Raw genomic sequence first — 22,487 nt, forward strand, 5'->3', positions numbered from 1 at the left:
CCGAGATGGTGCTGTTCGAATGGCTGCGGAGCGCCGAGCATCCGCAGTTCCGAACAGTCTCGAAGCTGATCCGCTAGGGGGGCTGGATGGCCGTTGCTCCCGCTGACCGGATTGCTACCGTCAGAGCGGCTTCTTGATCGCCTTGGCGATGACGCCGACGATGCCTTCGCGGAAGAGCAGCACGCAGAGCACGAAGATGCCGCCCTGGACGACCGTGACCCAGGCGCCGAGCGTTGCGAGATAGTTTTGCATGGCGACGATGACGAGCGCGCCGACGATCGGTCCGAAGACGGTGCCGAGGCCACCGACCAGCGTCATCAGCACGACCTCGCCCGACATCGTCCAGTAGACGTCGGTGAGCGAAGCCAGCTGGAAGACGATCGCCTTGGTTGCGCCGGCAAGGCCCGCAAGCGTAGCGGAGAGCACGAACACCATCAGCTTGTACCGGTTGGCGCGGTAGCCGAGCGAGATCGCGCGGGGCTCGTTGTCGCGGATCGCCTTGCAGACCTGGCCGAAGGGCGAGTGGATGATGCGGTAGATCGCGAGCAGCCCGCCCATGAAGATGGCGGCGACGAGCCAGTAGAGCGCGCGGTCGTCGGCGAGGCTGATCAGGCCGAGGAACTTGCCGCGCGGCACCGCCTGGATGCCGTCCTCGCCGCCGGTGAAGCGCGGCGTCTGCAGCGAGAAGAAGAACACCATCTGGGCCAGAGCCAGCGTGATCATCGCGAAATAGATGCCCTGCCGCCGGATCGCAAGCGCCCCGAAGACGAGGCCGAGCACGGCGCCGACAGCTGTGCCGAACAGGATCGCGAGCTCCGGGGTCAGCCCCCAGTTCTTGGCGGTGTAAGCCGAGACATAGCTCGCCATGCCAAAATAGGCGGCATGGCCGAAGGAAAGCAGGCCGCCATAGCCGAGCAGCAGGTTGAAGGCGAGCGCGAACAGCGCGAAGCAGAGCACCTTCATCACGAAGACGGGATAGGCAACGAAGGGCGCGACCACGAGCACCGCGGCGATGGCGATGAACAGGTTGCGGTGCAGGCGCGCGGTGCTGTCGTCGGTCTCGCTGAGGGCGACGCCGGCGGCTTCCGTGGAGGCAAGGTCGGTCATGTCGTTGTCCTTGCTTGCGTCAGGCCGCGCGGCCGAACAGGCCGGCGGGTTTCACCAGCAGCACCAGCACCATGATGACGAAGATCACGGTAGCCGCACCTTCGGGGTAGAAAACCTTGGTCAGGCCCTCGATCAGGCCGAGCGAGAAGCCGGTGACGATGGCACCCATGATCGAGCCCATGCCGCCGATGACGACGACGGCGAAGACGACGATGATCAGATCGCCGCCCATGTTGGGGTTGACCGAGTAGATCGGCGCAGCGAGCACGCCGGCAAAGGCGGCGAGCGCCACGCCGAAGCCATAGGTCAGCGTCACCAGGAGCGGCACGTTGATGCCGAAGGCCTGGGTCAGGGTCGGGTTCTCCGTCGCGGCGCGCAAGTAAGCGCCGAGCTTGGTCTTCTCGATCAGGAACCACGTCCCCAGGCAGACCACGAGCGAGGCGGCGATCACCCAGGCGCGGTAGTTCGGCAGGAACATGAAGCCGAGATTCTGGCCACCGGCGAGCTGCGGCGGGATGGCATAGGGCAGGCCGGACGAGCCGTACTGGTTGCGGAACAGGCCCTGGATGATCAGCGCCAGGCCGAAGGTCAGCAGCAGGCCGTAGAGATGGTCGAGATGCGCGATGCGCTTCAGCAGCAGCCGCTCGATCGCGACGCCGGTTGCGCCGACGATGATCGGCGCCAGCAGGAGGGCGGCCCAGTAGTTGAGGCCGAGATAGTTCAGGCACATCCAGGCGACGAAGGCGCCCATCATGTACTGCGCGCCATGGCTGAAATTGATGATGTTGAGCAGCCCGAAGATCACCGCCAGCCCGAGGCTGAGGATGGCGTAGAACGAGCCGTTGATCAGGCCGAGAAGGACCTGACCGAACAGCGCCTGTGGCGGGACTCCGAGAAGTTCGAACATGCGCGTCTCAGATCATCTGGTGAGTGGGCTTTGGAACCTCTGCGTCATCCCGGCCAAGCGCAGCGCCGAGCCGGGATCCATCGTAGAGTTCCGGAGCCCTCCGATGGATCCCGGGTCGACCTGCGGTCGCCCGGGATGATGGCGGAGGACGCTAGGCGGCGTTCAGCCGCGGCTTACTTGACGAGCGAGCAACCGGTCTCGGCGAGCGGCTGGAAGGCCTGCTCGGCCGGCAGGACCGAGATCTGCTTGTAGTAGTCCCACGGGCCCTTCGATTCCGACGGCTTCTTGACCTCGTAGAGATACATGTCGTGCATCTTGCGGCCGTTGGGGCGGATCGAGCCCTTGCCGAACAGCGGATCGTCCGTCGGCATCTCCTTCATCTTGGCGACGACGGTGGCCGAATCCTTGCTCTTGGTCGCCTCGACCGCCTTCAGATAGTGCAGCAGCCCGGAATAGACGCCGGCCTGCACCATGGTCGGCTTCTTGCCGCCATTGAGCTTGGCGAAGCGCTCCGACCAGGCGCGGGTGCCGTCGTCGCGATCCCAGTAGAACGACTCGGTCAGGACCAGGCCTTGAGCCGCCTGCAGGCCGAGCGCATGCACGTCGCTGATGAAGACCAGCAGGCCCGCGAGCTTCTGCCCGCCGGCGACGATGCCGAACTCGCCCGCCTGCTTGATCGCGTTGGTGGTGTCGCTGCCGGCATTGGCGAGGCCGATGACCTTGGCCTTGGAGGCCTGCGCCTGCAGCAGGAAGGAAGAGAAGTCGGTGCCCGGGAACGGGGTGCGGACCGCGCCGACCACCTTGCCGCCGTTCTTAATGACGGTGGCGCTGGCGTCGCGCTCCAGCGCATGGCCGAAGGCGTAGTCGGCAGTCAGGAAGAACCAGCTGTCGCCGCCGGCCTTCACCATGGCGCCGCCTGTGCCCTGCGCCAGCGCATAGGTGTCGTAGGTCCAGTGGATGGTGTTGGCGTTGCAGGCCTTGCCCGTGAGGTCCGACGAGCCTGCGCCCGAGTTGATGTGGACCTTGTTCTTTTCCTTGGTGATCTGGCTGACCGCCAGCGCGACCGAGGAGGTCGGGACGTCGAGGATCAGGTCGACGCCGTCCTGGTCATACCACTGCCGGGCGATGGTCGAGCCGACATCCGGCTTGTTCTGGTGGTCGGCCGAGACCACCTCGACCTTGATGCCCTTGTCCGCCGCCTTGAAGTCTTCGACAGCCATGCGCGCGGCGATCACCGAGCCTTCGCCGGCGAGGTCGGCATAGAGGCCCGAGCGGTCGTTCAGCACGCCGGCCTTGATCGAGATCTGCTGGGCGAGGGCAGGCGCTGCCATCAGGGTCGCAAGCGCCGTGGTTGCGAGAATCGTCTTCAGCTTCATGATCGTCTCCCTCTGTCGATGCCGGGCGAGCCGGTGCTGTTCTGGTGGATCGCGCTGCTTCAGACGCCGAGATAGCGATGCAGCTTGTCGATATTGGCGTCGAGTTCGGCATTCGGGATCATGTCGATCACCTTGCCTTGCTCGACCACATAGTGCCGGTCCGCCACCGTCTGGGCGAAGCGGAAGTTCTGCTCCACCAGGATGATGGTGAAGCCTTCCTGCTTCAGTTTCGCGATGGTGCGGCCGATCTGCTCGATGATGACGGGCGCCAGCCCCTCGGTCGGCTCGTCCAGCAGGAGCAGATGCGCGCCGGTGCGCAGAATGCGGCCGATCGCCAGCATCTGCTGCTCGCCGCCGGAAAGCTTGGTGCCCTGGCTCTTCAGCCGCTCCTTGATATTGGGGAAGAGCGTGAAGATCGCGTCGAGCGAGAGCCCGCCGGGCCGGACCTGCGGCGGCAGCATCAGGTTCTCCTCGACCGAGAGCGAGGAATAGATGCCGCGCTCCTCCGGCACGAAGCCGATGCCGAGCCGGGCGATAGAGCGCGAGGGCAGGGCGATCGTCTCCTTGCCCTCCAGCACGACCGAGCCCTTGCGCTTGCCGATCACACCCATGATCGATTTCAGCGTCGTGGTCTTGCCGGCGCCATTGCGGCCGAGCAGCGTCACCACCTCGCCCGGCGCGACGTCGAAATCGATGCCGTGCAGGACATGGCTCTCGCCATACCAGGCTTCCAGTCCGCGCACCTTGAGCAGCGGAGCGGCGCCGGTGGCAGCCGCGGGAGCCTTCAGCGCTTCAGTGGTGGCCATGTCCGCCTCCCGAGCCGATATAGGCCTCGACCACGCGCGGATCCTTCGAGACGGTGGCATAGTCGCCCTCCGCCAGCACCTGGCCGCGCGCCAGCACGGTGATGCGGTCCGAGAGCGAGGCGACGACCGAGAGATTGTGCTCGACCATCAGGATGGTGCGGTTGGCCGAGATCTTGCGGATCAGCGCGGCGATGCGGTCGACATCCTCGCGGCCCATGCCGGCCATCGGCTCGTCGAGCAGCAGCATCTCGGGATCGAGCGCGAGTGTCGTCGCGATCTCAAGCGCGCGCTTGCGGCCGTAAGAGAGTTCGCCCGCCGTGAGGCCGAGGAAGGGCGTGAGGCCGACGGCCTCGATGAGGCTGCGGGCCTCGGCGTCGAGCTCCTTGAGCGAGCTTTCGGAGCGCCAGAAGTCGAAGGAATCGCCGCGCTTGCGACGCTGCAGGGCGATGCGGACATTGGTCAGCACCGAGAGCTGGGGAAACACCGCCGAGATCTGGAACGAACGGACCAGCCCGAGCCGGGCGATCTCGGCCGGCTTCTCGCGGGTGATATCGCGGCCGTTATAGACGATCGAGCCGCGTGTAGGCGCGAGGAATTTCGTCAGCAGGTTGAAACAGGTCGTCTTGCCGGCGCCGTTCGGGCCGATCAAAGCGTGAATAGAGCCGCGGCGGACGCGAAGGTCAACGCCGTTCACAGCTGTAAAGCCGGCAAATTCTTTGGTAAGACCTGAGGTCGAAAGAATAGTATCCTCAGACATGCCGGTTGCCAGCCTCCATCAGCTTTATCTTTCTTGATTGAGCGGTTCCCCTTGCATGTCATGCTGCACCGCGCTCCGGGCATAAGTCAACGCTCGCGGGTTTCAAAGCAGTCTTGGCAGACGCGCTCTCATCCCTTCGTCTTATGTCTCCCGCCTCGTGCAAATGGAGGATGCGCAGGCCGCTGCGCCGACCCGATGGTCGCGGCCGGGCGCATGATCCGTCAGAAAGTTTGAACCAGTACTTCGTTTCGCGCGACAAAGTGGTGTCCCGGTTTACCATCGGGGCGTGTTGCGGTAAAAAGGCGGCCATCTTTCGTCCTTATTGCTGCCTTGTTTTTTGACCGTGCGCTGCGCCGACCGTTGCGGGCGGGCAGCCGATTGCCGAATTGGGGAGGTTGTCTTGAACTTCGCGTCTCTGGTTCCGGGGTTCCGTGCCCGAATGGCTGTTGCCTTTGCGCTGGTGCTCTCAGCGGTGGCGCTGGCCTCGCCTTCCTCCGCGGCCGTGCCCGAGCGGCGGGTCGCGCTCGTCATCGGCAACAGCGCCTATACGTCGGTGCCGCCGCTCGCCAATCCGCAGCGGGACGCCAAGGGCATTTCCGCTGCGCTGAAGCGCCTCGGCTTCGACGTCGTCGAAGGCTATGACCTCAAGATGGACGAGATGACGGGCATCGTGCGCGAATTCGCGCAGAAGCTCGACGGCGCCAAGGCCGGTCTCGTCTACTATGCCGGCCACGGCATCGCCGTCGGCGACGAGAACTACCTGATTCCCGTCGACGCCTCGCTGCGGTCGGAAGCCGATCTCGATTTCCGGGCGGTGAATATCCAGCTCGTGCTGCGCCAGATGCAGCGCGACGAGCGCGTCAACATCGTCATCCTCGACGCCTGCCGCGACAATCCCTTCGCGGCCCAGCTCGCAGCGAAATCGCGCGCCGTCACCCGTGGTCTGACCGCAATCGAGACGCAGTCGGCCTCTGGCATCCTGATCGCCTTCGCGACCGATCCGCGCGCGACAGCCTTGGATGGCGAGCGCGACGGCAATAGCCCCTTCACCAGCGCGCTGTTGAAGCATATCGAGACGCCGGAAGTGTCGATCACCACGGTGATGGACCGCGTGCGTGCCGATGTCTGGGAAAGCACCGGCAAGAAGCAGAAGCCCTGGACCAATTCCTCGATCATCGGCGAGTTCAAGCTCAACCCGACGCTGAAGCTTGCCTCGGTCGATCCGGGCGTGGCCGCGACCAAGACCATCGACGCAGCCGTGCCGATGCCCGCCATGCCGGCCGCCCCGTCGCTCGATCGCGCCCAACTCGACGTCAAGACCTGGGAAGTCGCCGAGCGCGGCAACTCGGCGGCCGACTATCGCGCCTATCTCGACGCCTTCCCGTCGGGCCAGTTCGCGACCTTCGCCCGCAATCGCCTCGCCAGCCTCGAAGCGGCGAAGCCGGCCGCCGGTTTCCTTGCGACCCCTCCCGGCGTCAACGACGAGGCGCTCAAGAAGGAGATCGGCACTGCGCAGACCGAGACCGCGATGAAGCTCGAGGCCAAGGACCGGCGCGAGGTGCAGACCCGCCTGCGCGTCAGCGGCTTCCAGCCCGGCAAGGCCGCGGCGACCTTCGGCCCGAGCCATCGCAAGGCGATCCAGGCCTGGCAGAAGTCGCGCAGCATCCCGGAGACGGGCTTCCTGACCGCGATGCAGGTCAGCGCGCTGCGCGCCCAGAGCGAGACGGCCTACCAGGCGGTCCTCGCGGAGGAGAAGGCTGCGGCCGAGAAGAAGCGCAGCACCAAGACGGCCGGCGAAGGCAAGGCTGCCACGCGCAACATGAGCTCCTATGAGGGCGACGAGATGTACCGGCGCGACCTTGCTCGCGAGCGTGGCGAAACCTACCAGGGCACGACCACCCCGCGTCGCGGCACGACCAGCACCGGCTATCAGGGCCGTGTCCGGACGCGCGACGGCGATACGGGCGACAGCGCTGGCGCCGCCGCTTTCGGCTCCATCCTCGGTGGTGCGATCGGCGGCGTGCTCGGTGGCGGCTTCCGTCGCTGACGCAGGGCTTTCGATCCAGACCCTTCGGAAAGCCGGCCTTCGGGCCGGCTTTTTCGTTTCAGTCGTCGCATGTCGTCGCGACCAGCGGCCCGGTGCATGCGAGCCCATCCGGGTGCACTGCAAAACGGTTTCCAGCCTCCGTCCTTCTGGTCTAGTGCTGAGCACAACGCCGCCCGGCGGCGCGGTCAGACGAGCAAGGGCAGGACGATGAAGAAGGTTTACCCCGACGCGAAGACGGCGCTGGCCGGCGCGATCAAGGACGGCATGACGATCTGCGCCGGCGGCTTCGGCCTCTGCGGCATCCCGGACGTTCTGATCGAGGCGGTGCGCGAGAGCGGCGCGAAGGACCTGACCTTCGTCTCCAACAATGCCGGCATCGACGGCGCCGGCCTCGGCGTCCTGCTCGAGACCCGCCAGATCCGGAAGATGATCAGCTCCTATGTCGGCGAGAACAAGCTCTTCGCCCAGCAATATCTCGCCGGCGAGCTCGAGCTCGAATTCACCCCGCAGGGCACCTTGGCCGAGCGTATCCGCGCCGGCGGTGCCGGCATCCCCGCCTTCTTCACCAAGACCGGCGTCGGCACGCTGGTCGCGGAAGGCAAGGAGGAGCGCGAGTTCGACGGCGAACGCTACATCATGGAGCGCGGCATCTTCGCCGATGTCTCGCTGGTCCATGCCTGGAAGGCCGATACCGAGGGCAACCTCGTCTACCGGAAGACGGCGCGCAACTTCAATCCGATGATGGCGACCGCCTCGCGCTTCACCGTGGCGCAGGTCGAAAACCTCGTCGAGGCCGGCGAGATCGACCCCGACCACATCCACACCCCCGGCATCTTCGTGAAGCGGCTGGTGCATGTGCCGAACGCACAGAAGCGCATCGAGCAGCGCACCGTCCGCAAGCGCGCTGCCTGAGGAGAGACGACATGGCCTGGACCCGTGAACAGATCGCACAGCGCGCCGCCAAGGAATTGAAGGACGGCTTCTACGTCAATCTCGGCATCGGCATTCCGACGCTGGTCTCGAACTACATTCCCGAGGGCGTCTCGGTGCAGATCCAGTCGGAGAACGGCATGCTGGGCATGGGTCCGTTCCCTTATGAGGGCGACGAGGATGCCGACCTGATCAATGCCGGCAAGCAGACGATCACGCAGCTGCCGACCACGAGCTTCTTCTCCTCCGCCGATTCCTTCGGGATGATCCGCGGCGGCCATATCGACCTGTCCATCCTCGGCGCCATGCAGGTCGCGGAGAATGGCGATCTCGCCAACTGGATGATCCCCGGCAAGGTGGTGAAGGGCATGGGCGGCGCCATGGACCTCGTCGCAGGCGTCAAGAAGGTTGTTGTGGTGATGGAGCACGTCGCCAAGAACAAGGACGGCTCGGAATCGCCGAAGCTGCTCAAGGCCTGCGACCTGCCGCTGACCGGCGCCGGCGTCGTCGACATGGTCATCACCGATCTCGGCGTCTTCGCCATCGACGAGAACGGCGGCGGTATGACGCTGATCGAACTCGCCGAAGGCGTGACGCTCGACGAGATCAAGGCCAGGACCGAGGCCGCCTTCAAGGTCGCGCTCTGAGCGGCTCAGCCTGACATCACGACCCGGCGCAGAGCCGGGTCAGCGCCGTCGCGAAACTGCGCGCGGCCGGGCCCAGCGGCGCGTCCAGCCGGTGCCCGAGATAGGCCTCGGCCGGGAGCCCGCCGCGACGGCCGAGAACCCCGGTCTCGACCCGCACCAGCCGGCCGCCGGCAAGGTCCTCCGCGGCCAGCCAGCCCGGCAGCCGGCCCCAGCCGAGCCCGGCCCGGATCATGGCGTGCTTGATGTCCTGCCCGCCGACGCGGCAGGTCCGCGGCGAGATCACGCCGATATCGCGCTGGTCGGTCAGCGGCGAGCGGTCGAACTGGACGATCTGGAGATGGTCGGCGAGCGCAGCCGCGTCGAGGGCGCGTCCGCCGGCCTGCCCCAGCGGATGCGAGGGCGCCGCCACCGCGATCATCTCGATCGAGGTCAGTGCCTCCAACGCGATGCGCGGATCGCGAAAACTCTCGCCGACGATGACCGATACCTGGCTGCGCTGCTCCAGCAGGGCGGTGATCGGGCCGCCCAGTGCCTCTGCCGAGAGCCGGATCGCGACGGAAGGGTAGGTCAGGCTCATCTCCGCCAGTGCTGCGCCGACCAGCAGGGGCGGGAACAGCACGTCGATCGTCAGCGACAGCTCCAGCTCGACGCCTTCGCGCAATCCCCGTGCCCGCGCCCGCATGGCATCGACCCGCAGCAGCACGTCGCGGACATTGGCGAGCAGGGCGCGGCCCTCCGGCGTCGGCATCGGCCGATGGCCGGACCGGTCGAAGAGCCTGACGCCGAGCTCGTCCTCCAGCTTGGCGATGGCATGGCTGACCGCCGATTGTACGCGGCCGAGCTCCTTCGCGGCGGCGCGGAAGCTGCCGCTGTCGCAGACAGCCCTGAACATGCGCATCTGGTCGAGGGAGAGATTGTCGAGCACGATCGATCCTATAGATCAGTTCGATGAGAATTATCTCACTTCTGTCGATTGGCGCGAAGGTGCATCCAGGGCCCGACAACGAGGTGACGCAGCTTGCGCAAGATCGATGAAACGGCCGGGCGCATAGAGACGGCCCGAACCGACTGGTGGGTGGTCGTGCTGGTCGTCACGGCCGGCATCGCTGCATCGCTCCAGATTGGCAAGGCCGCGATCGCAATCCCGCTGCTTCAGGTCGAAACGGGGCGCGATCTCGCCGTGCTCGGCTGGGTCAGCTCGATCTTTGCCGTGCTCGGCCTGTTCGGCGGCGTGCCGGTCGGCGCTTTGGCGACGCGCTTCGGAGACCGGCGGATCCTGCTGCTCGGCCTCGCTTTGCTCGCGATCGGCAGTGCGCTCGGCGCGGCGACCTCGGGCCTCGGCCTCTTGCTGGCTTGCCGCGTCGTCGAGGGCTCTGGCTTCCTGATGGTCAGCGTTTCTGGCCCGGCTTTGCTGCGCCGTTGCGTCGGCGAGCGCGACCGCGAGATCGCGATGGCGCTGTGGAGCTGCTTCATGCCGGCCGGCATGGCGCTGGCGATGCTGCTCGGGCCGCTCTTCGGCGGCTGGCGCGCGATCTGGCTGGCGAGCGCGGGGTTTGCGCTGGCGGCCGGCCTTGCCGTTGCCCTGCGCGTGCCGGCCGCGATGGCGGGCGCGGCCGTGTCTTGGCGGCAGCTCGCTGCCGATGCCGGCAGCATGGTCCTGACGCGTGGGCCGTTGCTGCTCGCTGTGTGCTTCGCGCTCTACGCCATGATGTTCTTCGCGGTGCTCAGTTTCCTGCCCGTCCTGCTGATCGAGCGGATGCACAGCTCGCTTGCGATCGCAGGCTTGCTCAGCGGGCTCGCCACAGCCGGCAATATCGTCGGCAACCTGATCGCGGGTGTGTTGCTGGCTCGCGGTGTGTCGCGGCTCACGGTCCTTGCCGGCGCCAGCTTCGTGATGGGGCTTGCGGCGGTCTTCGTCTTCCTGCCGCTCCTGCCGCCGGCTGGTGCGTTCCTCTCCGGTATCCTGTTCGCGACGGCGGGCGGCTTCATTCCCGCGACCCTGCTCTCGACCGCTGCCGGGCTCGCCCCTCGCCCGAACCTTGTCCCGGCCAGCATCGGCCTCCTGATGCAGGGCAGCAATCTCGGCCAGGTCCTGGGGCCGGCCGTGGTCGGGCTGGTGATCTCCGGCATCGGCTGGAACGGGGCGGCGGGATTGGTGGCGGCGCTCGCCCTTCTGGCGGTGCTGACCTCCTTCGGTCTGCGCCGCGATCTCGCCGGTCTCGCGGCGGCGCGGGCTTGAGGCTCAGCCGCGCTCCCAGCCGGCCCGGACCAGTTCGGGCTCGTCGCATTCCTCTTCCGGCCAGCCGACGCAGAGATAGGCGACGAGCTTCCAGTCCGGCGGGGCCTTGAGGACCTTGGCGATCTCGCCGGGATCGAGGATCGAGACCCAGCCGACGCCGAGCCCATGAACGCGCGCCGACAGCCAGAACTGCGTGATCGCCGCGACCACCGAATAATCCAGCATTTCCGGCATGGTCCGTCGGCCGAGGCCGTGGCCGCGCGCCGTGCCATGGTCGCAGAATACCGCGAACTGCACCGGCGCTTCCCGCAGCCCTTCCAGCTTCAGGCGGGCGTAAAGCGCAGCCCTTTCGCCGTCATAGGAGGCCAGCGCATCAGCGTTGCAGCGGCTGAAGCTCTCCTGCACGGCCGCCCGTTGCGCCGGCTCCGAAACGGCGATCCAGCGCCAGGGCTGCGCATGCCCGACGGATGGCGAGAGGCCGGTCTGGGCGAGCAGGGTTTCGATCAGCTCGGTCGGAACCGCATCGCGCCTGAACCGCCGGACATCGCGGCGCCAGCGCAGCAATTCCTCGAACTGCCGGGCGAAATCCGCGTCGAAGACGGGTGGCCGGCTCACGCCGGAGCAGCCGTGGCGATGGCGTGGAAGAACGAGCCGGTGACCAGGCCGCGCCGGCTGCCGGCGGGAGCAGGGGCGGAACCATGCGGATCGGTCACCACCGCGAAAGGTGGGTCCTCGCCCTGTGCGACGATGCTGGCATAGTGGAACTCATGCCCGGTCAGCGCCGCGCCGGCCGCGCCGAGCGGTCCATCCGCTTCCAGAACGGCCCGGCGGTAGCCCAGGTTCATCTTCCGCTTGGCGAAGGAGGTCTCGACCGAGAGCAGGCCTGCCATCGCATGGGCAACGCCGTCGGCATCGGTCAGCTTTCGTCCAAGTACCATGTAGCCGCCGCACTCGCCATGCACCGGCCGGGTCTCGGCGAAGCCCCGCAAACCTTCAAGGAAGCGGCTCGCTGCGGCGATCGTGCCGGCATGGAGTTCCGGATAGCCGCCCGGCAGCCAGCAGGCGTCGCAATCCTCAGGCGGCGCCTCGTCCCCGAGCGGCGAGAACGGTACGAGCTCGGCACCCGCAGCGCGCCAGCCTGCCTCGACATGCGGATAGACGAAGGAGAAGGCGGCATCGCGGGCCATCGCGATCCGGCGACCCGGCGCGGGCAGGGGCGGGCCCACATCGCCAGCCGGCGCCGGAAGCGTCGTGACGCCGGCAGCGGCCATGACGGCCTCGAGATCGATGGCGTTGGAGACAGCCTGGGCCAGCGCATCGAGCCGTGCATGCAGGTCGGCGGTCTCGCCGGCCTGGACCAGCCCGAGATGGCGCTCGGGCAGGATCAGGCTCGCTTCGCGCGGCAGCGCGCCGAGCACGGGCAGGCCGATGCGCTCCAGGCCCTGCCGCACCAGGCGCTCATGGCGGGCGCTTGCGACCTTGTTCAGGATTACGCCGGCGACCTGGATGCGCGGGTCATAAAGTTTGCAGCCGAGCGCGACGGCCGCCACCGATTGCGCCGCCCCAGACACGTCGATGACGAGCACGACCGGCCAGCCCGTGAGCGCGGCGATATCGGCGCTGGCGCCGGTATGGCCGACCTCGCCCGGTACGGCGTCGAACAGGCCCATCGAGCCCTCGGCGATGGCGATATCGGCGGCATGAACCGCTTCGCGCGCGATCCGCCCGAGCAACCCGTCCGTCATCGCATAGCTGTCGAGATTGGCGCTGGGCGCGCCGGTCGCTGCGGCATGGAAGGCGGGGTCGATATAATCAGGCCCGCATTTCAACCCGCGCACGGTCAGGCCGCGCCGCGTCAGCGCACGCTGCAACCCGAGCGTGATCGTGGTCTTGCCGGAGCCGGAACGCGGCGCGGCGATCAGCAGCCCGCGCGCGCTCATTGTCCGCCCCGCGGCCGGAAGCGGCGATCGTAATCGATCGAATAGAGCGCGCTCTCGCCGAAATCATCGGCCGCCAGCGCCGGCCCGGCGAGGATGAGCGCAGTGCGTTCGAGTTCGTTGGCGCGGACCTTCCCGGCGATATCGGCGAGCCTGCCCTGCAGCACGGTCTCGTCCGGCCATGTCGCGCGGAATACCACCGCGACGGGGCAATCGGCGCCGTAGAACGGGGTCAGCTCTTCAACGACCTGCTCGACGACATGGATCGAGAGATGGATCGCGAGCGTCGCGCCGGAGGCGGCGAAGGTGGTGAGCTTCTCTCTCTCCGGCATCGCCGAGGCGCGGCCGGAGGTGCGAGTCAGCACCAGCGACTGCGCGACGCCCGGCAAGGTGAGCTCGCGCTTCAGCACGGCGGCGGCAGCGGCGAAAGCGGGCACACCCGGCGTCACCGTATAGGGGATGCCGAGCCGGTCGAGCCGGCGCATCTGCTCCCCGCAGGCGCTCCAGATCGAAAGATCGCCGGAATGCAGCCGCGCCACATCCTGCACGGCACGATGGGCGGCCTCCATCTCGGCGATGATCGCATCGAGATCGAGCGGGGCGGTGTCGATGATGCGCGCGCCCGGCGGGCACCAGTCGAGCATCGCCTTGGGGATCAGCGACCCCGCGTAGAGGCAGACAGGCGAAGCGGCGATCAGGTCGCGACCGCGGAGCGTGATGAGATCGGGTGCGCCGGGGCCGGCGCCGATGAAATGAATGGTCATGCGAGGCTTCTGGCGAGCGCGCAGGTGACGCGCGCGGTTGCGATGCGCGGCTGCACCAGTTCGCCGCCGGGACCCGCCGCAGCCAGCGCCGCAGCCTCGGCCACCGAGCCGACGCCGTAGAGCGAGGCGATCCGAGTCGAGCGCGTAGCACACGCGGCCTCGAAGCCTTTCAGGGCCTCGTCGGGAATGGCGATGAGTTCTGCCGCGCGTTCGGTCGCCGCAGCAACCATGCCGGCCTCGGCCACGCGGCTCGCCAACGTGGCGAAACGCGGTGTCCGCGCGCCGGCAAGCCCCGCGCTCGCCAGCGCCTGGTCCAGGCAGGCGAGGATATCGGCGGCCTCCGTGCCGGGCCGGATGCCGATGCCGGCGACGAGGCGGCTCGTGCTCAAGGCTTCTCGACCCGCCACTGGGTCACCGGCATCGCCGGGCGCCAGCCGTGCTTGCCGCCGACGGGCGCGAGCCGGTCGATCGAGATGCGGCGCAGGGAACCGCCATGCTCGGCATGGAGCGCGGCGAGCCTGGCCTCGCCCTCGATCGTCACGACATTGGCGACGAGCCGACCGCCCGGCTTCAGCGCAGCCCAGGCGGCCTCGAACAGGCCTTCCTCGGTCAGCCCGCCGCCGATGAAGATCGCATCCGGCGCCTCGCGGCCGACGAAGCCGGCGGGCGCCTCGCCGACCACCTCGACGGAGAGCCCGCCGAGCTCGAGCTTGTTGCGCCTGATCCGCTCGGCCCGTTCCGGCTTGGCCTCGAAGGCGACGGCCCGGTTGCGCAGATGGCGCTGGCACCATTCGACCGCGACCGAGCCGGAGCCAGCCCCGACATCCCAGAGCAATTCGCCGCCGCGCGGGGCGAGTGCCGAGATCGTGATCGCACGGATTTCCGACTTGGTGATCTGCCCGTCATGGGCGAACCACTCCTCGTCGAGCCCCGGCGCCAGCGGCAGGATGCGGGAATCGCGGGTCGCCGCAACCTCGACCGCGATCAGGTTGAGCGGCACGATGTCGTTCAGGTCGAAAGCATCGGCGCGGCATTCGCGGATGCGCTCCTGCGGTCCTCCGAGCGATTCCATCACGGTGATGTGGCTCGCGCCCATGCCGCGCGCGGTCATGAGCTCGGCCACGGCGCGCGGCGTCGTCTCGTCCCAGGACAGGGCCAGGATGCGGGATTCTGGCTGCAGATGCGGCACGATCCGGTAGAGCGTGCGGCCATGCAGCGAGACCAGCGCGCATTCCTCCTGCGGCCAGCGCATCCGCGTGCAGGCCATCGAGAAGGAGGAGAGCTGCGGGATGATCCGCATCTCCTCGGCCGGGATCGCCCGGCTGATGCTGTTGCCGATGCCGTAATGAAATGGGTCGCTGGTCGCGAGCACGCAGACCTTGCGGCCGCGCTCCTTCAGGATCTGCGGCAGCGCGTTGCGGAAAGGCTGCGGCCAGGGCCGCAATTCGCCCGGCACGGTGCCGACCAGCGCGATATGCCGCTCGCCGCCGAAGACGATCTCGGCTTCGTTCAGCGCCGCCAACGCCTCCCGGCACAGGCCCGTGGCTCCATCCTCGCCAAGGCCGATCAGCGAAAGCCAGGGGGCTGGCGTCTCACGGCTCGACAGAACATCCGATTCACGCAAAACTGGCGACATGACCGTCCTCATCCTTGGCGGAACGAGCGAAGCTGCTGCGCTTGACCAGCACCTGGCTGATCAGGCTCCCGATATTCGCGCCATTATCTCGCTGGCGGGCCACACCGTCGATCCCCGCCCGACCAATCTGCCGGTCCGCATCGGCGGCTTCGGCGGCGTCGAGGGTCTCCGGCGTTATCTGGTCGAGGAAGGCATCGTCGCCGTCGTCGACGCGACCCATCCCTTCGCCGCGATCATGCCCTTCCATGCCGAGCATGCCTGCAAGGCGGAGGGCGTACCGCTGCTGGCGATCCGCCGCGATTCCTGGAAGCCGCGCGCCGGCGACCGCTGGAAATCCGTGCCCGATATCGAAGCCGCCGCGCAGGCACTGGGCGATGAACCCAGGCGCGTCTTCCTCACTGTCGGCCGGCTCGAATTGCCGGCCTTCGCGGATGCCCCCCAGCATCGCTATCTCGTGCGGGCGATCGAGCCGATCGGCGACCGTTTGCCGGTGCCGCATGTCGACGTCATCCAGCAGCGCGGGCCGTTCGACGTCGATGACGAGGAGGATCTGATGCGCCGCGAGGGCATCGAGATCCTGGTCAGCAAGAATTCGGGCGGGCCGGCGACGGTCGGCAAGCTCGTGGCGGCGCGCCGGCTCTCCCTGCCGGTGGTGATGGTGGAGCGCCCGCCCAAGCCCGATGTCGAGACCGTCGATCATATCGATCAGGTCCTGCCCTGGCTGGTGGCGCAAGGGCTCTTCGCCACCGAACGCGGCGTGTAGACGTAAGGGGTTGCGCCCTCGCGCGCGATCAGGCGCGTGCTCGACGCGCCGATCATCACCAGCGTCGCCATATCGGCCGTGCTCGCGGCAGCGACGGCTTCCGCCAATGTCAGGATGCGCAAGTTTTCGTCAGGCCGCCCGACAGCGCGGGCGAAGAGCACCGGCGTCGTCGCGTCGCGCTGCTGGGCCGCCAGCTCCAGCGCCTTGCCGAGCTGCCATGGCCGGGCCTTCGAGATCGGGTTGTAGAGGCAGATCACCAGATCGGCTGTGAGCACCGCTTCGAGCCGTGCCGTCACGACGTCCCAGGGCTTGAGATTATCCGAGAGCGAGATCGCGCAGAAATCCCCGCCGAGCGGGGCGCCGGCCCGTGCCGCTGCCGCCAGCATCGCGGTGATGCCGGGCTCGACCGTGATCGGAAGGCTACGCCATTCCACCGGCCCGGCCTCCAGAGCCTCGAACACCGCCGCCGCCATCGCAAAGACGCCCGGATCGCCGCCCGAGACCACTGCGACCGCCCGGCCTTCCGCTGCCAGTTGCAGCGCATGCATGGCGCGCTCGACCTCGACCCGGTTGTCGGAGGCATGCTTTGTCAGTCCCGCTCGTTCAGGCACCCGGTCGACATAGGGGCCGTAGCCGACGATATCGCTCGCGGCATCGAGCGCCGACTGTGCCGCCGGCGTGATCCAGTCCGGCGTGCCGGGGCCGAGGCCGACGATGGTGAGCGAGCCCGTCACAGCCGCCGCCCCTCGCCGGGCACCAACACCATCGCGAAATAGGGCGCCTCGTCATCGGCCTTGTCGGCGAGCCGGGCAACCACCTGCCGCGCCATGGTCGCGCGTTCGACATAGATCGCTCGGCCTTCCAGACCGGCGGCGACAAGCGCGCGGCGGACCTTCGGCAGGTTGCGGCCGAGCTTCATGATCACGGCGGCATCGGTATCGGCGAGGCGCCGCGCAAGCTCGGCCTCCGGCAGCGTGCCGGGCAGCACGGTCATGACGTCGTCGCCCCAGGTGATCGGCGCGCCGGCCTCGCCCCAGGCGCCGGTCATGCCGGTGACGCCGGGCACCACCTCGGTCGGGAAGCGCTGGCTCAGCCGCCGCCAGAGATGCATGAAGGAGCCGTAGAAGAACGGATCGCCGTCGCAGAGCACGGCGAGCGTCCGCCCGGCCTGCATCTCGGCGGCGAGGCGTTCGGCCGCCTCCTCGTAGAAGGCCGCGATCGGCCCGTCATAATCGGGCTCGCCGACGCTGGCCTCGACCGTCACCGGGAAGGCGAGCTCGATCTCGCGGGCCGGATCGGGCGCGATGATCGCGTCCGCCGTGCTGCGGGCATTGCCGCGCCGGCCGCGCTTGCAGAAATGCACGAGACGGTCGGCCGTGGTGATGATCTCCCGCGCCCTGACCGTCATCAGGTCCGGCGCGCCGGGCCCGAGGCCGACGCCGTAGAGCAGGGTCCTGTTCGTCCCGCTCATGGCTTATTCCTTGTCCTGCGCCAGCGCATTGACGGCTGCTGCCGCCATGGCCGAGCCGCCGCGTCGCCCATGCACCACGACGAAGGGCACGCGCCCATCCTTCGCCAGCGCATCCTTCGATTCCGCCGCGCCGACGAAGCCGACGGGGATGCCGATCACGGCAGCCGGCTTCGGCGCTCCGGAATCGAGCAGCTCAAGCAAACGGAACAGCGAGGTCGGCGCATTGCCGATCACCACGATCGCGCCGGCAAGCCGGGGCTTCCAGAGTTCCATCGCGGCAGCGGAACGGGTCGTACCCATCTTGGCGGCCAGCGCCGGAACCTGCGGATCGTCGAGCGTGCAGAGAACCTCGTTCTGGGACGGCAGGCGAGCGCGGGTGACGCCGTTGGCGACCATCTTGGCATCGCACAGGATCGGCGCGCCGGCTTTGAGCGCCGCCTGCGCAGCTTCCGCAAAGCCGGCCGACATCTCCACATCCTTCGGCAGGTCGGTCATGCCGCAGGCATGGATCATGCGCACGACGACGCGCTCGGCCGCGCCGCTGAAGCGGGCGAGATCGGCTTCAGTGCGAATGATAGCGAAGGAGCGCTCATAGATCGCGGCGCCGTTCTGGATGTAGTCGTATGCCTTGTTCAACCCTGCGATCCCGTCGAGCGCGCGGCCTTCAGCCGGGCGTGAATATCGTGTCCGGGCTGCAATCGCGTGAGCAGCGCCGAAAGGTCAAGCGTCGCGACCGGCTTGTCCCGCGTCGTCCCGCCGAGCACGACGTCATAGCGCCCGTCCTGACCGACCAGCGTGAGGTCGGCAGCCGCCGGATGGGCGCAAGCCTTGACGCAGCCGGAGACATGCAACGTCGCGCCCTGTGCGAGCAGATCGGCGGCAGCCTCGGCAAGCATGGCTGCGTCCGTCATCGTCGGCGCTTCGGCGCGCGAGCACGCCGGGCTGCCGGCGCAGGCCTGCACCGAAAGGCGCGGATCGTCGTCGCGCGTGATCTGCCCGAGATCGTCGGCCAATGCGAGCAGCCCTTCAGCTTCAGAGCGGCCGAGGTCGCGGAAGGCGAGCCCGCGCCAGGGCGAAAGCCGGATATCGGCCTTATCCTGGACAGCCCCGAGCCTTTCGAGCGTCGCCGCGTCGCAACGGCCGAAGGGCAGGCCGATGAGAGCGGCGAACCGATCGCCTTGCAGAGCGAAGAGTCCAGCGCGCCGGGCCGGCATACGTGGTGGCGGAGCGGTGGTGACGGGTAGGGTGCTCAGGCCTGCCAAGGCTGCCGGCGACAAGTCCCGCAGGCGGCGGATCTGGTCCGGCGCCTCTGCTCGCAGGGCTGCAAAACCGGGCAGGATCGCCGCCACGGCGGCCGCCGCATCGGTCTCCGGGATCGGGCCGAGCCAGAGACGATCACCAAGGCACAGGGCCACGCGCCCGGCGCCGATCCCGAGAAGCCGGATGTCGCTGGCAAAACCATCGAGGGCCTGCGCGCCGCCGTCGTCGACGACGATGCCGAACTTGGCCGGCAGGCCGGATACGTTACGGGCGCGGTGCTCGATCTGTGCAGCCAGAACGGCGGCGTCGATCAGGCCGGTCGAGTCCCGTCCCGCCAGCGGCGAAACCAGCGTCACGCGCTGTGGTCCGTCGCCCTCATGCTCGTCGACAAGCTGCTCCGCCAGCAGGCGCTCGACCAGCTTCGGATGGCTCTCGGCCGTCACGCCGCGAATTTGCAGGTTGGCGCGGGCGGAAATCTCGATCAGCCCATTGCCGTGCTCGGTCGCCAGCTCTGCGATCCGCCGCAATTGCGCAGGCGTCAGCCTCGCGCCCGGCGGATGTAGCCGCACGAGCCAGCCGTCGCCGGTCTCCATCGGTCTGAGGGTGCTCGGGCACCAGCCGCGCCGCAAAGCTTCCTTGGGGAGGGCGCTCATTCCGCCGCCTCTCGCGCCAGGAAGGCGCCGACGGAATTGCGCCGGCTGGTCCAGAGCCCGCGTCGTGCGGCTTCCGCCAAACGCGAACGGATCGAGGCCGCGGCGGGTGCATTGGCGCTTTCCAGCGCCGCCCAGACCTGCGGATCGGCGCAATAGGCCTGGAACACCGCATCGAACAGTCCGTCCGCGACGGCATCCGTGCTCGCCGCGAAGACGAAAAGCGTATCGACCGCCTCCGCCAATTCCGCCGCCCCGCGCCAGCCATGGGCGAGCTGGGACGCGATCCAGCGCGGATGCGTCAACCGGCCATGGACGATGCGGGCGATATCCTCAGCCAGCGTGCGCGCCTTTGGTGCTTCCGGGTTCGAACTGTCGAGGCTGTAGAGGGCGGGATCGGCGCCGAGCGCCTTCGCAGCCGCCGCCAGCCCGCCAATGACGTCGGCGGCGCTGCTGGCTTCGAGGATGTCGCGCCCGGCCGTGTCGCTGACATGGATGAAGGCATCGGAGGCGCGGATGCGCTCGGCGAAGCCGGCATCGGCAGTGCCCGCGCCTTCCGGTCCGCCGTAGGTATGGCTCGAAGCCGCGAGATAGGCGGCGCCGAGTTCCGCGCGATGCGTCCAGTCGCCGTCGAGCGCGCGATCGGCCATCGCCGCGCCATAGCGGCCGGGCGCGGCGCCGAAGATGCGGGCGCCATGCTCGCCGCGGCGCCGGGCTGCGGCGGGCTCGTTCCAGTCGTCCGGCTCATCCAGCGCAGCGACGGCGCGTGCCGCCTGATCGATCAAGGCGATCTGCCCGGGAAACGTGTCGCGGAAGGTGCCGGAGATGCGCACGGTCACGTCGAGGCGCGGATAGGCAAGCTTCGGCTGTGGGATAATGCTGAAACCGGTGACGCGGGTCGAGGCCGAGTCCCAGAGCGGCTCGACGCCCATCAGCGCCAGCGCATGGGCGATGTCCTCCCCGCCGGAGCGCAGGGTGGGCGAGGCCCACAGGTCCATCACAATCCGGCGCGGGTAGTCACCATGGTCCTGCAAGTGGCGCGAGACCACCGCCAGCGCCGCGAGCTGGCCGAGACGGGTGGCGGCGCGGGTCGGGATTGCGCGCGGATCGAGCGTCGAGAGGTTCCGCCCCGTCGGCAGAACGTCGGGCCGGCCGCGATGGGGTGAACCTGCGGGGCCGGGCGCGACGAAGCGGCCGTCGAGCGCCGCTAGCAGGCTCTCGCGTTCGTTGCGGGCGGAGGCCGGATCGATTTCCGACTGCCCGAAAATGTGCAGACCGTCGCGGAAGGGTAATTCGGCGATATCGCAGAGATGGGCGTCGAGCCGCGTCAGCGCTTCGCTCATCTCGGTATCGGCTGCGACGCCGCAGGAGGCGGCGAGCCCGCTCGCCTCGGCCCGTGCCCGGATTTCGCCGGCGACGATATCGGCGCGGCGCGGATCAAGCACCTGAGCCTGCGAGAATTCCTCGACGAGATCGCGCAGCAGGGCGGTTTCGCCGGCCGCTTCCATCTCGGTCAGAGGCGGCGGCAGATGGCCGAGCGTCACGGCCGAGAGCCGCCTTTTGGCCGGCGCGGCTTCGCCCGGATCATCGACGACATAGGGGTAGATCACCGGCAGCCCGTCGACGGCGAGCCGCGGCCAGCAGCCGGCCGAGAGCGCCACAGCCTTGCCCGGCAGCCATTCCATGGTGCCATGCGTGCCGAGATGGATTAGCGCATCAACGGCCTCGGCTTCGCGCAACGCGAGATAGAAGGCGAGATAAGCATGGCCGGGCGGCGCGTCGGGATCGTGATAGCGCGCCTTGCGGTCTGGCGTGGCGTCGCGCGCCGGCTGCAGGGCGACGGTGAGATGGCCATGGCGCACGGCGCGGAAATGGAAGGCGCCATTGCGGCAGGCGGGGTCCGCTTCCGGCGTTCCGTGGCTGGCTACAAGGGTTTCGCTGGCGGCGGCGGGGATCCTATCGAGCCAGTTGCGATAGGCAGCGAGTGGGATGCTGAGGCCGACCGGACCAGTCGTCAGCGCAGCCATGAGAGCCTGACCTTCGGGCCGAGCTTCACCAACCTCATACGCCGCTTCCGCCAGCAATTCCCGGATCGCCGTCACGCTCGCCGGCGTGTCGAGCCCGACGGCGAAACCGGCGCGACCGCCGCGTGCGGGATAATCCGACATCACCAGCGCGAGCCGTCGCTCTGTCGCAGGCTTTCGCGTCAGCGCGATCCAGCCCGCGGCCAGATCGGCGAGTGCAGCGACCCCCTCCTGGTCGGGGACCAGCCGGCGGATGGAGAATCCCGTTGCCGGGTCGGTTTCCTCAGCCTTGAAGGCGACCGGCATCGCGCCGATGCGTCCGTCGAATTCCGGCAGAGCCACCTGCATGGCGATATCTGCGGCCGATAATCCGCGCGGGGAGGCTTCCCAGGCCTCGCGCGGACTGCCGACCGGCACGGCTTGCAGGATCGGGCAATCGGCGCCGTCGAGCACGAAATCCGCGCCTTCGCGGGCAGAGAAGGCGGTTGTGGTGACGATCAAGGCCGGCTTGCGTGTCGCGATGAGGGCCGCGAGCTCCGCCGTGACGGCGGGATCTTTCAGACTGGTCAGCGCGAGTGGAAGCGGGGCGAGGCCGCGCGCGGTCAGGGCGGCGGCAATCGCCTCCCCCATGGCGGTGTCTCCAGCCGAAGCGCTGGAACGATAGAGCAGGACGGGAGCGAGCGGTCGCTCGATGGGCAGGGTAGCAAGTGCCTCGCGCCAGCCTAGCGCTGTGCCGCCGCTTCCGAGCGCGAAGAAGGATGGCAACGAGAGCGGCGCAAGATCAGCGCTGACGAATGCCGGAGCGAAATGGCATGCGATCCGCCCGAGCAGTCGCCGCATGTTCTCGGCGCCGCCGCCCGCCTGGAAATAGGCCAGCAGCTCGCCTGCGAATTCCACCGGCACTGTCGCATGCTCGCCCAACCGCGGATCGTTCCGCTCGTCGCCGGGTAGGATCGCCAGCGGAATGCCGCGTTCGCGACAGGCGTTCCCGAGCTGCTCGATGCCGTAGCGCCAGTAATCGAGCCCGCCGAGGCAGCGCACCAGCACGAAGCGGCACTGCACCACCGTCTTCTCGATCAGGAAATCGACGGAGAGCGGGTGCTTCAGGCGTCGGAGCGGCGCGAGCCGCACCGACAGCTTGCTGTGACCTGCCGCCACCGCCAGCG

General features: G+C 68.3%; 21 protein-coding genes. 5 read left to right on the top strand and 16 right to left on the bottom strand.

The window, feature by feature from the left end:
- Window positions 1-120: 120 nt before the first annotated feature.
- The 5 genes from Q0Q02_RS18645 to Q0Q02_RS18665 all read right to left on the bottom strand — a co-directional run bounded on the left by Q0Q02_RS18645 (window position 121) and on the right by Q0Q02_RS18665 (window position 4,953).
- On the bottom strand, window positions 121-1,107 hold the full coding sequence (locus Q0Q02_RS18645; protein WP_293811613.1) for a branched-chain amino acid ABC transporter permease: 987 nt from the start codon (window positions 1,105-1,107) through the stop codon (window positions 121-123).
- A 19-nt stretch (window positions 1,108-1,126) separates the two neighbouring features.
- Entirely contained in the window at window positions 1,127-2,014 is an 888-nt protein-coding gene (locus tag Q0Q02_RS18650) for a branched-chain amino acid ABC transporter permease (protein ID WP_293799013.1), read from the bottom strand.
- A 173-nt stretch (window positions 2,015-2,187) separates the two neighbouring features.
- The gene (locus Q0Q02_RS18655) at window positions 2,188-3,390 is read right to left on the bottom strand and encodes an ABC transporter substrate-binding protein (protein WP_293811615.1); all 1,203 of its coding nucleotides are present in this window, start codon (window positions 3,388-3,390) and stop codon (window positions 2,188-2,190) included.
- Between the two features lie 59 nt (window positions 3,391-3,449).
- Window positions 3,450-4,196, bottom strand: coding sequence for an ABC transporter ATP-binding protein (locus Q0Q02_RS18660; RefSeq protein WP_293811617.1), 747 nt, complete (start codon window positions 4,194-4,196; stop codon window positions 3,450-3,452).
- Window positions 4,183-4,953, bottom strand: coding sequence for an ABC transporter ATP-binding protein (locus Q0Q02_RS18665; RefSeq protein WP_293811619.1), 771 nt, complete (start codon window positions 4,951-4,953; stop codon window positions 4,183-4,185). The genes Q0Q02_RS18660 and Q0Q02_RS18665 overlap by 14 nt, the downstream gene beginning before the upstream one ends.
- A gap of 439 nt (window positions 4,954-5,392) precedes the next feature.
- Here Q0Q02_RS18665 and Q0Q02_RS18670 point away from each other — a divergent pair, with 439 nt between their 5' ends.
- The 3 genes from Q0Q02_RS18670 (at window position 5,393) to Q0Q02_RS18680 (ending at window position 8,577) form a co-directional block, all read left to right on the top strand.
- Complete coding sequence (locus tag Q0Q02_RS18670) at window positions 5,393-7,000, top strand: caspase family protein (RefSeq protein ID WP_293811620.1); 1,608 nt, start codon at window positions 5,393-5,395, stop codon at window positions 6,998-7,000.
- 207 nt (window positions 7,001-7,207) lie between these two features.
- Window positions 7,208-7,912: a CoA transferase subunit A gene (locus tag Q0Q02_RS18675; RefSeq protein WP_293811622.1), complete on the top strand. Its 705-nt coding sequence runs from the start codon at window positions 7,208-7,210 to the stop codon at window positions 7,910-7,912.
- 11 nt (window positions 7,913-7,923) lie between these two features.
- Window positions 7,924-8,577 (top strand): 3-oxoacid CoA-transferase subunit B, encoded by a 654-nt coding sequence (locus tag Q0Q02_RS18680; RefSeq protein ID WP_293811623.1) that lies wholly within the window; start codon window positions 7,924-7,926, stop codon window positions 8,575-8,577.
- Between the two features lie 16 nt (window positions 8,578-8,593).
- On the opposite strand, the gene Q0Q02_RS18685 is transcribed toward Q0Q02_RS18680, so the two are convergent.
- Window positions 8,594-9,502 carry a LysR family transcriptional regulator gene (locus tag Q0Q02_RS18685; protein ID WP_293811624.1) on the bottom strand — a complete coding sequence of 303 codons (909 nt, stop codon included), beginning with the start codon at window positions 9,500-9,502 and terminating at the stop codon, window positions 8,594-8,596.
- A gap of 93 nt (window positions 9,503-9,595) precedes the next feature.
- Between Q0Q02_RS18685 and Q0Q02_RS18690 the strand changes: the two genes are divergently transcribed.
- Entirely contained in the window at window positions 9,596-10,816 is a 1,221-nt protein-coding gene (locus tag Q0Q02_RS18690) for an MFS transporter (protein ID WP_293811625.1), read from the top strand.
- Window positions 10,817-10,819: 3 nt separating this feature from the next.
- Here the strand turns inward: Q0Q02_RS18690 and bluB are convergent, their stop codons facing one another.
- From bluB to cbiE, 5 genes are read right to left on the bottom strand one after another with little or no spacing between them, the layout of a single operon-like run.
- Window positions 10,820-11,431 (bottom strand): 5,6-dimethylbenzimidazole synthase, encoded by a 612-nt coding sequence (gene bluB / locus Q0Q02_RS18695; RefSeq protein ID WP_293811626.1) that lies wholly within the window; start codon window positions 11,429-11,431, stop codon window positions 10,820-10,822.
- Window positions 11,428-12,756, bottom strand: coding sequence for a cobyrinate a,c-diamide synthase (locus Q0Q02_RS18700; RefSeq protein ID WP_293811628.1), 1,329 nt, complete (start codon window positions 12,754-12,756; stop codon window positions 11,428-11,430). Before Q0Q02_RS18700 ends, bluB begins: the two co-directional genes overlap by 4 nt.
- Window positions 12,753-13,517 carry a precorrin-4 C(11)-methyltransferase gene (gene cobM / locus Q0Q02_RS18705; protein WP_293811630.1) on the bottom strand — a complete coding sequence of 255 codons (765 nt, stop codon included), beginning with the start codon at window positions 13,515-13,517 and terminating at the stop codon, window positions 12,753-12,755. Before cobM ends, Q0Q02_RS18700 begins: the two co-directional genes overlap by 4 nt.
- On the bottom strand, window positions 13,514-13,906 hold the full coding sequence (locus tag Q0Q02_RS18710) for a cobalamin biosynthesis protein (protein WP_293811631.1): 393 nt from the start codon (window positions 13,904-13,906) through the stop codon (window positions 13,514-13,516). Before Q0Q02_RS18710 ends, cobM begins: the two co-directional genes overlap by 4 nt.
- Complete coding sequence (cbiE, locus tag Q0Q02_RS18715) at window positions 13,903-15,153, bottom strand: precorrin-6y C5,15-methyltransferase (decarboxylating) subunit CbiE (RefSeq protein ID WP_293811633.1); 1,251 nt, start codon at window positions 15,151-15,153, stop codon at window positions 13,903-13,905. The genes Q0Q02_RS18710 and cbiE overlap by 4 nt, the downstream gene beginning before the upstream one ends.
- On the opposite strand from cbiE, the gene Q0Q02_RS18720 reads away from it, so the two are divergent.
- The gene (locus Q0Q02_RS18720) at window positions 15,152-15,916 is read left to right on the top strand and encodes a cobalt-precorrin-6A reductase (RefSeq protein ID WP_293811634.1); all 765 of its coding nucleotides are present in this window, start codon (window positions 15,152-15,154) and stop codon (window positions 15,914-15,916) included. The two genes, cbiE and Q0Q02_RS18720, sit on opposite strands and share 2 nt — an antisense overlap.
- Here Q0Q02_RS18720 and cobJ read toward each other — a convergent pair.
- From cobJ to cobN, 5 genes are all read right to left on the bottom strand, one after another.
- Entirely contained in the window at window positions 15,859-16,650 is a 792-nt protein-coding gene (gene cobJ / locus Q0Q02_RS18725; protein ID WP_293811636.1) for a precorrin-3B C(17)-methyltransferase, read from the bottom strand. The genes Q0Q02_RS18720 and cobJ overlap by 58 nt on opposite strands.
- Window positions 16,647-17,387, bottom strand: coding sequence for a precorrin-2 C(20)-methyltransferase (locus Q0Q02_RS18730; protein WP_293811638.1), 741 nt, complete (start codon window positions 17,385-17,387; stop codon window positions 16,647-16,649). Before Q0Q02_RS18730 ends, cobJ begins: the two co-directional genes overlap by 4 nt.
- Before the next feature lie 3 nt (window positions 17,388-17,390).
- Entirely contained in the window at window positions 17,391-18,023 is a 633-nt protein-coding gene (locus Q0Q02_RS18735; protein ID WP_293811639.1) for a precorrin-8X methylmutase, read from the bottom strand.
- Window positions 18,020-19,300: a precorrin-3B synthase gene (gene cobG / locus Q0Q02_RS18740; RefSeq protein WP_293811641.1), complete on the bottom strand. Its 1,281-nt coding sequence runs from the start codon at window positions 19,298-19,300 to the stop codon at window positions 18,020-18,022. Before cobG ends, Q0Q02_RS18735 begins: the two co-directional genes overlap by 4 nt.
- On the bottom strand, window positions 19,297-22,487 hold a 3,191-nt coding region (gene cobN, locus Q0Q02_RS18745), incomplete at its 5' end, for a cobaltochelatase subunit CobN (protein WP_293811643.1). The genes cobN and cobG, both read right to left, overlap by 4 nt.

The organism is uncultured Allobosea sp. (assembly GCF_945956895.1).
Taxonomy (GTDB): domain Bacteria; phylum Pseudomonadota; class Alphaproteobacteria; order Rhizobiales; family Beijerinckiaceae; genus Allobosea.